This is a genomic window from Schlesneria paludicola DSM 18645 (assembly GCF_000255655.1).
GTDB classification, from domain to species: domain Bacteria; phylum Planctomycetota; class Planctomycetia; order Planctomycetales; family Planctomycetaceae; genus Schlesneria; species Schlesneria paludicola.
The window spans coordinates 1,192,482-1,207,052 of record NZ_JH636435.1 but is presented as its reverse complement, the minus strand read 5'-3'; the positions used below and the strand labels follow the sequence as shown (position 1 = coordinate 1,207,052).

The following is a 14,571-nucleotide window of genomic DNA, read 5'->3' as shown; positions in this document are numbered from 1 at the left end:
ACCCCAAGCAATTCAGATTTTGAAGCGAGAACAATCCTGCATACCAATCTGCATGGACGGAGACCACATTACAAGGGCTGGGTCGATCGCCGCGCTCGCCGACCTGTCGGATGTGAGTGTCGCAAGATTCGATGTCCCAATGATGTTGACACATCGGGTGGCGCGTTCGCGGTACTTCCATCGACAAACGAATAAGCACTTTCGAATGGTTGATTTCGCGAGTAGAATCGCACGTCCTCGAACAGCGGTCGTTTGATTGCGGCGGAGTGGAATGTGTTGAATCAGCGAGCAATTGTATCCAGTTTCTTGTTGTACGCGATCGGAACCGTTGTGCTTGCATGCGCAGCGAGGTGCGATGCGGCCGACATCTCGTTTCGCAACGATGTGATGGCGGTCCTTTCGAAGGCGGGCTGCAATCTGGGGACCTGTCACGGAAACGCACGTGGCAAAGGCGGGTTTCAGATCTCGTTGCGAGGACAAGATCCCGATGCGGATTATCTAGTCCTAACGCACGATTTGTTCGGACGCAGAACGAATAGTGGCGACCCTGATCGCAGCCTGCTCCTCCTCAAACCGTCGATGCAAATGGCGCATGAGGGGGGAAAACGATTTAGCATCGATTCGCCCGAATATCAAATTCTTCGCGAATGGATCTCGGTGGGCATGCCAGATGATCTGAAAGACCGCGCGCAACTTGTCAAACTGGATGTCACCCCTCAAGAAGTCTATTTGTCCGCCGCAGATGGAGTGCTTTCGGATTCCGCCACTGGCTGGCGACAGCAGGTGATCGCAACCGCGCGATTCTCGGATGGGACGGTCCGCGATGTTTCGTCAGTCGCGGTCTATGAGACTTCCCGCCCCATTGCCGAGGTTTCGCACGATGGTCTGGTTACAGGTCATACCGTCGGGGAAACGACGGTATTGGTTCGGTTTCTCAACCAGCAAACTCCTGTACGAATCGCGTTCCTACCCACCCGTGCCGATGTGACATGGTCTGGTCCTGAACCGGCGAATTTTGTCGACGAACTTGTTTTCGCGAAATTGAAACAACTTCAGATGAACCCCTCACCGGTTTGTGATGATGCGACATTCATTCGTCGGTTGAGTCTGGACCTGTTGGGGCATCCTCCGTCAGCGGACGAGGCGCGACGTTTTGTCGCTGATCGATCGTTGAATAAACGCGAGACCGTGATCAACGACATGTTGGAACGGCCCGAGTTCGCCGAATGGTGGGCGCTCAAGTGGGCCGATCTGTTGCGACTTGAAGAGAAAACACTCGATCAAAAAGGTGTCGAGAACTTTCATGCATGGCTGCGTGATGCGTTTGTTCATGGCAAGCCCTTGGATCAGTTCGCACGTGAAATCGTCGCAGGTCGAGGTAGTACCTACGAAGTCCCACCTGCAAACTTTTATCGCGCGTTGCGCACTCCGTTTGAACGATCCGAAGCGGTCGGACAACTGTTTCTGGGTGTCCGTCTCCAATGCTCCAAATGTCACAATCATCCGTTCGATCAGTGGACGCAGGATGACTACTACAGTTGGGGAAATGTGTTTGCGCGGGTCGATTACAAGATTCTCGAGAATCGACGTCGCGACTCGAACGACAAGCATGAGTTCGACGGTGAGCAGATCGTCTTTTTGAACGAAACGGGTGAAGCCAAAGATCCGCGAACCAATCGTGCGCGTGCTCCGAAGTTTCTCGGAGACGCCGCGCCATTGAATGCGGCTCAAGATCCCTTGGTCGAACTGGGGAACTGGCTGACCGATGCGCAGCATGATCGATTCGTACAGATGTTGGCCAACCGCACCTGGCAGCAAGTGATGGGAATGGGGATCGTCGATCCGGTCGACGATTTCCGGGCAACGAACCCCGCTTCGAATCCGCAACTGCTTCAAACGCTGGCAAAGAGAATGGCGAATGGTGACTCGTTGCATTCGTCCGCCGTATCTGTGACCGCGCACGCTTCGGATTCTCGTTCGGCGCGTGCCAACGGGGCATTCGATTTACGCAGTTACTTGCGTGTTATTCTCAATTCAAAGGTTTACCAACTTTCATCGGAAGCCAACGAAACGAATCAGTCTGATGAAATCAATTTCAGTCGGGCCATCGTGCGGCGGCATTCGGCGGAACAGTTACTCGATTCAATCAGTCAGGTCCTCGAGCTTCCGTTGCAGTTTTCGCGAGTTCCTTCTGGCCGTCGTGCTGCGCAGTTGCCGGGGGTTACCGGAACTCGCAGTAATTCGCTCACCGATGCCGATCGATTCTTGAAGTTGTTTGGCAAACCCCCGCGCCTGCAGTCGTGCGACTGCGAACGTTCTGATGAAACCACTTTGGGCCAGACGTTTCAACTGGTCAGTGGTGGGTTAATCAATCAGATGCTGGCGCACAAAGGAAATCGTCTCGACAAATTGCTGGCGTCCAATCAGACCACCGGTGAAATGATCACAGATCTCTATTGGGCAACCTTGACTCGTCCGCCAGCCGACGAAGAACTGCAAGCAGCGATGAGCTATTTGGCTCGGGCGACCAGTCCTCGGACTGCGTTTGAGGATCTGATGTGGGGCCTGTTCAACTCGAACGAGTTTCTGTTGAGGCGATAGCAGTCCATTTGGGCGGCCCCCAAGTTTTGGCGGAGTTGTACGAATGTCATCGATTGGCTTGAATCAGATTCCACGGCGAACGGCACTGCAGATCGGCGGAATGGGCCTCTTTGGGTTGACGATGCCGAGACTGCTTCATGCCGGCGACTTGACGGATGCCAAGCCGGCAAGAGCAAAATCGGTCATCTTTCTTTATCAGTTCGGCGGCCCCAGTCATCTGGATACATTCGATCCCAAGCCCAATGCTCCGGACGGGATTCGTAGTCACTATGGGGTCATTGAAACTACTTCGCCAGGGATTCAGATCTGTGATCGCCTGCCCCAGACCTCGCTTGTGATGAACGATGTGACGCTTGTGCGAACCGTTCATCATAACATGAAGAACCACAATCCGGCGGCCTACTACGCACTAACAGGCCACGCGCCGCCGCTCGACGACATTCGATTGCGCGATACTCAGGATCTCTTTCCGGCCTACGGATCTGTCGTGGATCGGTTGGCCCCCAATGTGAACGGGCTGCCGACGTTCGTCGCGTTTCCGCATGTTCTGCGCGATGGTGAAATCACTCCCGGTCAGCACGCCAGCTTTCTTGGCAAGGGGCATGATCCGTTGTTGGTCACGTCTGATCCCAACGACAAACGTTTCTCGTTGCCGGAACTGAGTCTTCCGAATGACTTGACCGTAGAACGGCTGCAGAGTCGTCGTGAAATTCAGAAGCTCGTCAATCGTCAGATTCAGCAACTCGAACAATCGCCAGCGGCGCGTGGGCTTAATGCCTACTATGAACGAACGCTGGGGATGCTGAATTCGTCGAAGGTGCGGGATGCGTTCAACCTCGAGGCAGAACCGCAGTCGGTGCGCGATCGCTATGGCCGAACGACCTACGGGCAGAGTTGCCTTTTGGCACGCCGCCTGGTCGAAGCCGGTGTGAAGTTCGTGAATGTCTACTTCTCAAATACAATTGGTGGCCGGACAAATGAAGGCGGCTGGGACACACATGGTTTCGACAATACGCGTATGTATCCCATTCTGTCCGACTATCAGTTGCCGTTGACCGAGCAGACACTGCCCACCTTGATCACCGACTTGAAAGAACGCGGATTGTTCGATGACACGTTAATTGTGTGGATGGGTGAATTTGGTCGCACGCCCCGGCTGAATGCGAATATCAGTCGAGACCATTGGCCGCAGTGCTACACGGCACTGCTGGCGGGCGGCGGTGCCAAACGTGGACACGTGCATGGCGCGTCCGACAAGCATGGAGCCTACCCTGACCGAGATCCTGTGCCGCTCGAAGATCTGATGGCGACTGTCTTCGAACTGATCGGGATTAATCCTCAAACCGAAGTTCATGACAAACTGAATCGGCCCTTGCCCATTTCAACTGGCCGACCTGTCACGGGGATCATGGCATAGCCGATGGTTGAAATCGGGAAATCGCGCACCATGATATTCACGTTTGTCATGGTGCCTTTGACTCTGATCGATGCTCGTTCCCATCACTGAACGAGGGATCCGTTGATGTAGAACCCGCCGGTCGCCGAATTAACGGGGATCGAGAAGGTGGTTTGCAGCGAGGTCGTGTTGTAAATCAAATTGTTGGCCGTTCCAATGAATTGGATCGTCGGGGTGACCGAGGTGAAGATGATTCCTTGGTGCGTGGTCAAGTCTGAGGCGAGAAGATTGATCGTGTTGCCATCGATCTGCATTCTGGAGTTTGCCGCAACTGTGTCAAACAGCATCCCCGTCGCACCGCCGGCCTCGTCTGTAATGATGTTCCCGCCGATGTAGTCGGTGCTTGTGCCTCCCAGGGCGAATCGAAGTCCTGTTCCACCCGTGGCCTTGAAATCGATATTGTTCGTCGCGACTTGCAGTTGTGATGTGCCCGCCGCAATGATCGAGATCCCTGTTCCCGAATTTGCGACAGAGCCGAACGTGACCGAGTTCCCAGCGGCGTTCATGACCAGCGAATCGGCAGTTGACGATTGGTTGACTTGAATGCCGGTCATGGAAGACGCTTGAGCGTAGAGTGCGTTGTTGGAAATTGTCAGGCTGGCAGGTCCCGACCAGTTCACGCCAATGATTGCTGCGCCACCACGATAGCTGGTGATGGTGTTCGACTGAATTGTCGAGGCGAGTGATGCCCCTGAACCTGAGGGGGCGGATGCAAGCAGGATCGCAGTGCCGTTGGTATCGGTGATCGTGTTGCCCGCGATCTTTGACATGAATGTTCCCTGGGCGTCAGCGCGAACTCGAATGGTGCCGCCGCCGATCGCGCCGTTACCCGACAGAACCGAACTGGACAGCGTGAGCACCGAGTCATCCAGCGAATCGATCGCGTAACCGGTCGAAGTGGCGATTTGCAGACCCGTGAGATTCAATTGGGCCGAGGCGGTCGACTGAATCGCCGTACCGTTGGTTGCAAAGTTCATCCAATTCAGATTTGCGGTTCCGAACGATTTGATCAGGACACCGGTCGTGGTGTTTTGGATTAATCCGCCTGAACCGTAATTCCCTCCACCTTGCACGGTGAACAAACCGCTGCTTTGTGTCAGGCTGATCCCGAATGGTCCGCCGTTTGCCGAAATCGAATTGAATGTGGTGTTGATGGTCGATCCTTGAATCTCAACGGCGGGAGCATTCACCGAGGTGATCGTACCACCGTTAATTTTCAACAGGTTCAGGCCAACCGCATAAAGGCCTTTTCCGTTGTTTGTGTTGAGCGTCATATTGTTAATGGTGATCGCATTTGCCGAATTATTGACCAGGGACACGGCTGGCGAAGACGCAGTCGATGTCACGTTCAGGTTTGCAATGTTGATCGCGGCATCGGTCCCATTGGTGGTAAAGCCGGCCCCTTTTGGATTCGAAATGACGGTGTTTCCTACAAAGTTGTAGGTGTTGTAAACGGTGGTGGTTGTTCCATTGACGACCGCCGACTTTCCGGTCGTTCCCGTAATGGCGACCGCGGGGCCGAGGGTGTCGATCGTAGTCAAATTCGAGGCGATGATATCGGTGCCAACATTGTCCATCCGCAGGCCGGCGCCGCCAGTCGCTTTCGCGGTATAGTTGCTTAGCTTCACAGTCCCACCAGTCAGATTGGAAAGGACCAGTCCATCGCCTTGCGCCGTTACAGTATTGCCTGTGCCCACATAGTCGATGTTCGCATTTCCGCCATCGAAGACGATGCCGTTGCCAGACGCGCCGTTGATCTGGACGTTATACATCGAGACCGTTCCCGAACTGTTCTGCATGTGAATCGAATCGCCGCCGGTCGAGATGAATTTCAGGTCATGCATCGAGACATTTCCCACATTGTTGCCGTAGATCCCGTGGCCCGATGTTCCCGAAAAGGTGAAACCGGCAACCTCGGTGTCGTGCGCCAACGTGATCGCATTTCCGTTCACGTTGGAAAACATGGGTGATTGGACGGAACCTGTTTGTGTGGAATCACCCTGCAACGGAACCTGAACGTATCCACCACCAGCCACCGCGAGATTCTGAATGTAGTTCCCCTGGCCGAATAGATGCTGACCAGACGTCAGCGTCACAGATTCGCTTAGGATCGAGCCGCTTTGAACGATGATCACATTGCCGCCCGCGGCTTGAGCGTCAGCGATCGACGTCCAGGGGTTCGTGGTGGTTCCATCGCGAGTCGGGCTGGCGTTTGACTGCGGGGCTCCGCCATTCGCCGGGACATAAACTTGCTGGATGTTGTACGGTAGGCCAGTCTTCGGATCGATGGCGACCTGATTGCCCAGATTGCTCACCTGGTGATCCAGGATTACGTTGTAGTTGCGTTCAACAAAGCGGAAGGGCGAGGGGGTATTTCGTTTCCAACCGCTGGTCGGGTGGTTGTTTCCGAATGGAAACTGCAACTGGAGGCCGACCATCACATTGCTGCCGTAGAGCTTGTCGTTGGTGAACATCACCTGAGCGGTTGCGCCGTTGTGCACGACGGCTTCCGCACGCGCTCTGAATCCGTTCACCCCGCCGGATGGTCCGCCATCGAAGTGGTAGAAGCCCACAAATCCGCGCAGCGTATGACGATCCTGGATTGGTAAGCTGTACCCGATTTCACCGTCGACCCCGCGAAGTGCCGTCGCATCGTTGACCGAGCGGCCAAACAGCAGTTGGTTGCCAACGATCGAGGCACTGCTGATGCTGTTCGAGATAGTTTGCGATGTCGTAATTGGTAGATAGACGTTCGAGCGCATTTCGAAGTTCTGAATCAAACCTTCGAAGCTCAAACCAACCTGATGGAACAGCTTCGAAGAGGTATCGTCGGCGTCGTACCAGAAGCTTCCGCCGTACCAGGCGTTGTAGTCTTCACGCAGATTTCGGTAACCGACACCAAGATTTCCGCCCCCCAGCGAACGGTTTGACACAAACCCTCGTACGTCTGCGAAAAAGAAGTGTTCATCCTGCAAGACATAGGGCAAGACTTCGAGTGGTGTGATCGAGTCGTTTCGTCCGAACGTCTTTCCGCCAAGATGCCCACCGCGACTAATCAGTCCGAATCCGTCGGTGACATCGGAGGGGGCTGTCGACGAAAACAAGAACATTTGGGACGCCGTCGGGGCTTTCGGAGTCTTTTTCTTCTTCTTCGCTTCCTGACGTTCCCGTCGGGTGGTTTCACGCGCCCGTTCTCTGAAGATGTCGGCTTCCTCGGCGACTCGTTCCGGCCCAACGGGTTGGGGCGGAACGCCGTCATCGTCGTCTTCCGCGGCGTGTACGAGAACGGTGCTGATCCAGATCAGCATCACCGGAACCAAGAACAAGCCGGCAAAAATCAGCGTTCGAAACGAGTTCGAGCGAAATCGAATCACCATCGGGAATGATCCTTTTCCACGCTATTCGATCGACAAACGTGTCGTCGACAGCGCGGATTCAGGCTGCGTGGCATGCACACGACGAACCTCAAGCTGAGGTGTCCGCAGGCAGGGCCACTCATACTGGTCAAGTTGTGGGAGCGATAACGGATTGGGAGAGAGACCGAGACAGGTCCGCGGAGGATATAAATTGGGAGGGCGGTTCTGTCGAGTCCGACTTATCGCGACTTGAGGCGGAGCCCCATGGATTTCAGGAAATGCAAGAGTTCTCGCGCATGTCGTCTTGAGGTTCGGCAACAATCGCCGGACCAGTCACGGTACAGCGATGCACACGTTGACAGATGTTTCCTATGCATTTTCAAGATAACGGAAGCATCACGTTCGCCCCATGTATCCTGGTTCCCAAGCTCCCCCTATAAGAGTCGCTGTCCACGTCCGTCGATGCGATGCGTCGCCTTGAGGTCGACGGGATTGCTGTCGCAAAGGCGAAATCAGAAATTGGTTCGCCGTGGCTTTGGGGCTTCCGCCTCGTGCCGTTCGACCTTCGCGGTGGCTTTTTAGAGTTGCGCATTTCAATTCCAGGGAAATGCTTTCTTGGATGATTGAGGTAGCTAGGACCCTCAGGGGAGTGATCGAAATGGCGCTGATTTCCTCCACCACGTTGTGGCGGGACGACGGCCAAAACTGTGGTTGCAACGTTCATCAGCGAGCGTATCCGGTCGCGAAAAATGCGACTGGATCAATCATCCGTAACAGCCAGAACCTGCGTTCTGGCTGTTACGTGACGATGATCACGGGATAGGTCAAAAACCGCTCAGGCAGAGGCGGTTGTCAGACGACGTTGATTTGAGGCGCACCAAGGAGGTTAGTGCTGGCAACTTGGCCTTGTGCATCCGTCACGGAAAATGTGAATGCCCGAGGTCCTACGCCGGAACTGGTCGAGAAGGTGATACTGTTCAGTGCGCTGGCAAACAGTGCAATCGGCAACGAAGTGTACCCTGGATTGCATGTCAGCGTTAGGACGTCGCCGACGTAAGAACCATGGATGTACGAGGTATCGACGAAACTCAATACATCGGCTGCGTTAAACCCTGCAAAAATTCGAAGACTCGCGGAAGTGAGATACAAACTCCCTGGATCGGATACGGAGACGGTTGAGTTGACCACGACCGGGGCAGCGCCACGAGTGTACGAAATCGCACTCGTGCTTCCCAGGCTGATCACTGGTGGGCCACCGCCCGTTATGGTCACAAACTGCATCGTGTTCGTGCTGCTATTCACGGCTGTGTCATAGAAATGATAGCTCACGGCCCGGTAGACACTGCTTCCGACCGTAGTGTCCATATACCCGACAGTGCGGAGGGCTGCTTGAAAATAGGATGGTGGCAGCGAAGTCACTCCGGGCCCTGAAGGGACAAGCGTCAACACACCGGTTACGTTATTAAATGTCCCTGAAATTCCGGTCGCACCAGTCGTGTTGGTATACGTCAGAAAATCGTTTCCGTTCGTGTAGGTGTAATTATGACCGTAGAGGGTCCCTGCATAAAAGGAAACCGTCGCCGACGTGAGATTATACGCGGTATCCACGACGACGAGATCTGTTGAAATCGGAACGGCACTACCGAGCGCGGTGTAGGTCGTGCCAGCTCCAGGCTCCACAATCCCATACAAGTTGATGGAGCTTGAAACAGTATTGCTGTATGACGTTCCGTTGTAGACAGCGACTGCCAAGGTCCGAGGCGTGGTTGGCACGCTGCTGGTCGTATTCGTACAAATGTAGGTGACGGCCTTCAATGCCGCATTCCAATTGGAGAGCGTCGCCGCATGACCTGCCGATGTCAGGGTCAAAATCCCTGCACTTACGCTTCCGGTAATGTTCCCCATCGTTGCAGGAACATTCGTAAAGGCGAGCGTATCACCCGCGACGTAGTTCGTGATCGAAAACGTCGCGCTTTGGACCAACGTGGCGTCTGTCACGACCGATGAGGAGAAGTCGGCCAACGTTAGCTTTGGATTCACTGTCACAGGCGTTGGGGACCCTAGTGGGAATTGCACGGTGCTATTCTGGTACAACAGTGGGGGGGAGTAGTTCCCTAGTGTCGTCGTCAAATTGCTCGTGGGTGTTCCGAATCCGGTCGCCCTGTCATAGCCGGCGCCAGCGGAAGTCACTGTCCCTCCGACGTGAGTTGACCCGGTGGTAATGTCATTGTAATTCGAACTCGCCGAGAAATAGAGTTTTGGTAACAGCTGTGACGGACCATCCAGTGGAGCGAGATAAGTCGCGCGCACCTGATTTGCTCCGGCAATGAAAGCTGAGAACAGCGATGCAGAGAGTCCGGTACCGCCCAGCCCAACCCACGGAGTCGAGGCTCCATTGTCGTACGAATCATAGACGGGAACCCCTTTCACAACACCCGTCGATGTTTTGATCGTCGACATCATCGCGATGTCAGGGGCGCTTCGAAACGCTGGCAGTGGGGTGATGTTTTCCTGGTATCCTGGTCGCGCCTCAGTGGCACTTACCCCGCTGCCGGTGGCTCCAAAGGCGTCGTCCCAAGTCGCTTCCGAGGTGTAGGCATTGCTGGAATTCAAACCCCAGCTCGTGCCACCGACCGCGACGACATTCGATGACATTGCTGGATATAGAGCTGTACCGGCATTGCCGGTAGCCGCCACGAACGTGACCCCCGAGTGGCCCGAAGGTGTTTTCAACGTCGAGTCGTGGGCGGCCTGGAGAGCTGAACTGTCCGTTGCTCCAAAACTCATTGAGACCACTGACACACCAGCCAAACCTCGAGCCGTATTCACGGCCGCCCAGATATCGGCGTCCAAATTTGAGTTTGCCTGAACGACGATGATGTTTGCATTGGGCGCCATCGCATGGGCCCATTGCACATCCATAGACGTTTGGCGTCCCCATGCTCCCGTCGCGTCGATTCCGGCCGTTACGGTGGTCCCTCCGGCTTGATTGAGAACCTGTAAGGACGGACCGCCCGACACATTAAATTGCTGCAAACCAAACGCGGTGCTGAATGCGGCCACGTCGGTGAGCAAATTCGGCTGTCTGTAGGCTTCAACAATCGCAATCGTCTGGTTGGCACCCGATTGTGTGAATCCATAGACAGAGGCCACTTGAGATGGGGTGATGGTTGAGACACCGGCTGCAGTACTCGTGGGAGAGTTGATCACGACAGCGAGCGGAATAGGGTCAGCGGACAGCAACTGGCGCGACTCGAGCATTTCCACTTTTGCCGCCATCGCCGGACGCGCCGGTAGCCGGCGCTTTCTTCGGACTGGCGCGGAAAACGATCGCAACCAAGACTTAAACTGATTGGGCACCTCGAACTCCTCAATAAGGACAACACGCAACCTCCGCCAACAAACACTTGACGCATGCCGCCGGCGCGCGACGGATTGCGCCACTTGTGAATTGCAACGACTGTCAGGTGGGTGGCTTTCCGGCTCTCGCAACCTTGACCGCATCGGGATCGAGGAACGCGCCGGGCTGAAGAGTTGCTCTCTACACACCTGAGTCAATAGTTAAACAGAGATCGAACCCTTGCTCGGAATCGAGTGGGTAACCTCATTTGTGTCTCTGGGGGTGCAGCGAGTGAAACGCCATGCGACGCTGCCATCGCCGTGTGGTCATTGGTTCAGTTTAGGTGTTTTTTTGTGTACTGTTTTTCACACTCTGCACGGCTTACCTGATTGTTGACTGTATTGTCAATTATTACTGTGACAACGTTATGATTCATGATGAGGTTGTTACGTACGATAAAAATTGGCAAATTAATGCAATATCAATTACAGTGCGGACGACAGTGCCGTCAGCCATCGTATCTGGCCGCGGACTCTTGATGGCTGTCGCCGATGAGGACCTAAATGGCTGATAAAACAGGCGATTCAAGGTCAATTAGCCCGCGAACGATGCAGAAACGCAATGGCGCTCGTAGGGACGCTGCCACGGATTCGGCGCAGTGACAATACATCTGAACTGGATCAATAGAACTTTGAGATATATTGAACGATGAATGTGTTAATATGATTTACATGAATGTAAAAAACGCAAAAGAAATTCAGTTGACGACTAACGGAATATCTTTGAACGCGGACATGCTACGATAAAGTCAAAAAAACACAAGCAAAAATGAGCAATTAAAAGGCGGAGAGCTTTTTTATTACGACTTGTTAATGTTTGCTGCATTCGTTTTCACAATGAAGTGGTGCGTATCAGGTGATGCAGTAAGACGGTAAGTCTTGTTGCGGGCAAGTATTAAAGAAACTTCGGTTTGCTTGTGGTTTAGAACCACGGGTGCAGGCGCGGTTCGAGAAAGGCGTGTCAGTGTTCCGGTAATTCGATATGATCCAGGGGGCCGCAAAAGATGACCCATTCCATTCACGGTAGAGGATCGATCATGTCGCTCGTTGATCGTCGGGATTTTTTGAGGGAATTGGGGGGCACGCTCGTTACTGGGGGCGCTGCCTTGCAAAGTCTGCTGTCGCTTTCGATGGCGCGCGCTGAAGATCTGCAGGTTACGCCCAGCGTTGTGCGATTCCGGCCTGAAATGGAAGACGTCGCAAGCTGGATTGAGCAAACGCCTCGTGAACAGATCTTGCAAAAGGCGGTTGAGCGTCTGAAAGCGGGAATGGGTTATCGCCAGTTGGTTGGCGGATTGTTTCTGGCAGGGATCCGTAATATCAAACCGAGACCTGTCGGATTCAAATTCCACGCTGTGATGGTGATCAATTCGGCCCATCAATTGTCTCTCGACGCCGCACAACCGGATAGACTTCTGCCCTTCTTCTGGGCGCTCGACAACTTCAAATCGGCGCAGGCGCAGGATGTCAAAGAGGGGGATTGGGTTTTGGCGCCGGTCAATGAAGCGGCCGTGCCAACCCCATCCAAGTCGCGCGAGCGCTTTATCGATGCCATGAATCGCTGGGATTCGGATGCCGCAGATGTCGCCGTTGCGGGATTGTGCCGTTCCGGAAGTGCGACGGAAGTGATGGAAGTCATCTGGCCGTATGCCATTCGCGACTGGCAGAACATCGGCCATAAGGCGATTTTTGCGGCTCAGGCCTGGCGAACGCTCGAGCTGATTGGCTGGGAGCATGCAGAACCGGTGATGCGGTCTCTTGTCTTCGGATTGCTCAACGGCGGACCAGGCGACTCTGCGATTCCGTATGACGTGAACCTCGAGTTGGTTAAGCAAATTCGCCCCGACTGGATGGCGGGAAGAATCGATCCGATGGTAACAACATCACTGGTGCAGGCATTGCGGCAAGCGACACCGAAGGACGCGGCGCTTGCGGTGGTCAGTCATCTCAATCAGGGAGCGTCGGCGGCGTCATTGTGGGATGCTCTGTTGCTGGCGGCAAGCGAACTGCTAATGCGACAGCAAGCGATCGTTCCCTTGCATGCTACCACCGCGACGAATGCGTTGTTCTATATCTTCCGCGAGAGTGGGTCGGACTCAACCCGCTTGTTGTCGTTGCTGCAGGCGGCATCATGGATTGTGTTGTTTCGAGAGGGCACTCGCGCAAGGGGGGGATTTCCCGACAAACCCAATATCGACGAGTTTCAGCCCTCCGATCAACCGCCGGCACAGCTTGAGACGGTATTCGTGGAACTGCAGCAGGACCGAAATCGAGCCGCAGCGCAGACGTTGGCCTATGCCCGTGCGGGTGGCGCGATCGGGCCTTTCTTCGACGCGGCGCGGCATCTGATTTTCACTAAGGGGACCGACGCTCACGATTTCAAATTTGCGGCATCGGCGTTCGAAGACATTCAGAATGCCAGTCCGGCAGTACGCCCGCAGCTTTTAGCTGCCAGTGTGTACTACTTGCGATCCGCGGGCGAGAACGATTCACCGCTACTGCAGCGAACGCGCGAAGCATTGGCGGTTCTGTAGCGGATGAATGCCGACTGTTGCGCCTTCTCGCCTTTTCGCTGACGCATTCTGAGTTGAACGTTGGATTCCAAAGGTGCGATGGAGCGATTGGGCAAGCATTCTGATTCTGTGTCCACATCCAGGTACACGATGTTAAGGAATCGTTCATGCCGGTCATCGATCCGTCGGTACTCGTTGATTTCGCGACGGCAATTTTTGAGCAGAGCGAGATTCCCGTGAGTGTTGCGCGGCAGGTGGCGCAGTCGCTGGTCCTCGCGAATTTGAAGGGGCATGACTCACACGGTGTCATTCGAATCATCGAATACGTCGACTGGGTCAAGCGTGGCTGGATCAATCCAATCGGTGAGCTGGAAGTGGTGCGTGAACAGCCCTGCATCCTGATTCTCGACGGACATTTTGGATTTGGCCAAGTCATCGGAAGACAGGCTTTGACGCGAGGGATTGAGAAAGCAAAAGGGGAAGGGGCTTGCATCCTCTCGTTGCGCGCATCGGGACATTTGGGGCGTGTTGGCGAATTCATGGAAATGGCTGCCGAAGCGGGCCTTGTTGCGTTTGCGATGACAAACACACATGGCGGTGGCGTTCTCGTCGCGCCTCATGGAGGATGTGAGCGACGTTTGTCCGCGAATCCGATGGCAGGCGGGGCGCCCTTATCCGATGGCGCGGCGATAGTCATGGATATTTCGACCTCCACTGTCGCCGAGGGCAAGATTAAAGTGGCCCGAAACAAAGGCGAGCAGCTTGCGCCAGGGCTATTCGTCAACGGCCGAGGTGAGCCGTCGACGAGTCCTGAAGAGTACTACGCCACACCGCCGGGCGCGCTACTGCCGATGTCAGGACACAAGGGTTTCGCACTTTCGTTGTTTTGCGAAGTGTTTGCCGGGGCCATGACCGGTGCCGGGTGCAGCAAACCGGACGTTTCGCGTGTTGCCAACGGTTTTATGGTGTTCCTGCTTGATCCCGCGGCGTTTTGTGGAACTGATTTCTATAATAATGAGATTGAGGCCCTCGGCCGCTTCGTCAAATCGAGTCGGCTGGTCAGCGGTGTCGACGAAATTCTGCTGCCCGGCGAACCCGAAATGCGCGAACAGGCCCGCCGTGATGCTTCAGGATTAAATATCGACTCGACCACCTGGAGCAAAATCTGTGCGGTGGCGACTGCTCGGAACGTGGTGATTCCCGGACTGAATCACATTCATTGATCAAAGCGATGGCGGGCCGTGCC

Annotated in this window: 6 protein-coding genes; 4 read left to right on the top strand and 2 right to left on the bottom strand. The window is 54.8% G+C overall.

The genetic code is table 11. The features are described 5' to 3' along the window. The first annotated feature begins 273 nt into the window (after positions 1 to 273). Together OSO_RS0122460 and OSO_RS0122455 are read left to right on the top strand one after the other, a co-directional pair. Entirely contained in the window at positions 274 to 2,601 is a 2,328-nt protein-coding gene (locus OSO_RS0122460; RefSeq protein WP_029247338.1) for a DUF1549 domain-containing protein, read from the top strand. A gap of 43 nt (positions 2,602 to 2,644) precedes the next feature. Next, positions 2,645 to 4,018: a DUF1501 domain-containing protein gene (locus OSO_RS0122455; protein WP_010585356.1), complete on the top strand. Its 1,374-nt coding sequence runs from the start codon at positions 2,645 to 2,647 to the stop codon at positions 4,016 to 4,018. Between the two features lie 83 nt (positions 4,019 to 4,101). On the opposite strand, the gene OSO_RS0122450 is transcribed toward OSO_RS0122455, so the two are convergent. Together OSO_RS0122450 and OSO_RS0122435 are read right to left on the bottom strand one after the other, a co-directional pair. Beyond that, complete coding sequence (locus OSO_RS0122450) at positions 4,102 to 7,434, bottom strand: beta strand repeat-containing protein (RefSeq protein ID WP_010585355.1); 3,333 nt, start codon at positions 7,432 to 7,434, stop codon at positions 4,102 to 4,104. Positions 7,435 to 8,265: 831 nt separating this feature from the next. After that, positions 8,266 to 10,773 carry a S53 family peptidase gene (locus OSO_RS0122435; protein ID WP_010585353.1) on the bottom strand — a complete coding sequence of 836 codons (2,508 nt, stop codon included), beginning with the start codon at positions 10,771 to 10,773 and terminating at the stop codon, positions 8,266 to 8,268. Positions 10,774 to 11,849: 1,076 nt separating this feature from the next. Between OSO_RS0122435 and OSO_RS0122430 the strand changes: the two genes are divergently transcribed. Next, the gene (locus OSO_RS0122430; protein WP_010585352.1) at positions 11,850 to 13,346 is read left to right on the top strand and encodes a hypothetical protein; all 1,497 of its coding nucleotides are present in this window, start codon (positions 11,850 to 11,852) and stop codon (positions 13,344 to 13,346) included. Positions 13,347 to 13,492: 146 nt separating this feature from the next. Beyond that, complete coding sequence (locus OSO_RS44680) at positions 13,493 to 14,548, top strand: Ldh family oxidoreductase (RefSeq protein WP_010585351.1); 1,056 nt, start codon at positions 13,493 to 13,495, stop codon at positions 14,546 to 14,548. The last annotated feature ends 23 nt before the right edge of the window (positions 14,549 to 14,571 follow it).

Bases quoted from the DNA above. Each gene is read 5' to 3' on its own strand.
- OSO_RS0122455 (WP_010585356.1), top strand. From the start codon at position 2,645: ATGTCATCGATTGGCTTGAATCAGATTCCACGGCGAACGGCACTGCAG.
- OSO_RS0122450 (WP_010585355.1), bottom strand. From the start codon at position 7,434: ATGGTGATTCGATTTCGCTCGAACTCGTTTCGAACGCTGATTTTTGCC.
- OSO_RS0122430 (WP_010585352.1), top strand. From the start codon at position 11,850: ATGTCGCTCGTTGATCGTCGGGATTTTTTGAGGGAATTGGGGGGCACG.
- OSO_RS44680 (WP_010585351.1), top strand. From the start codon at position 13,493: ATGCCGGTCATCGATCCGTCGGTACTCGTTGATTTCGCGACGGCAATT.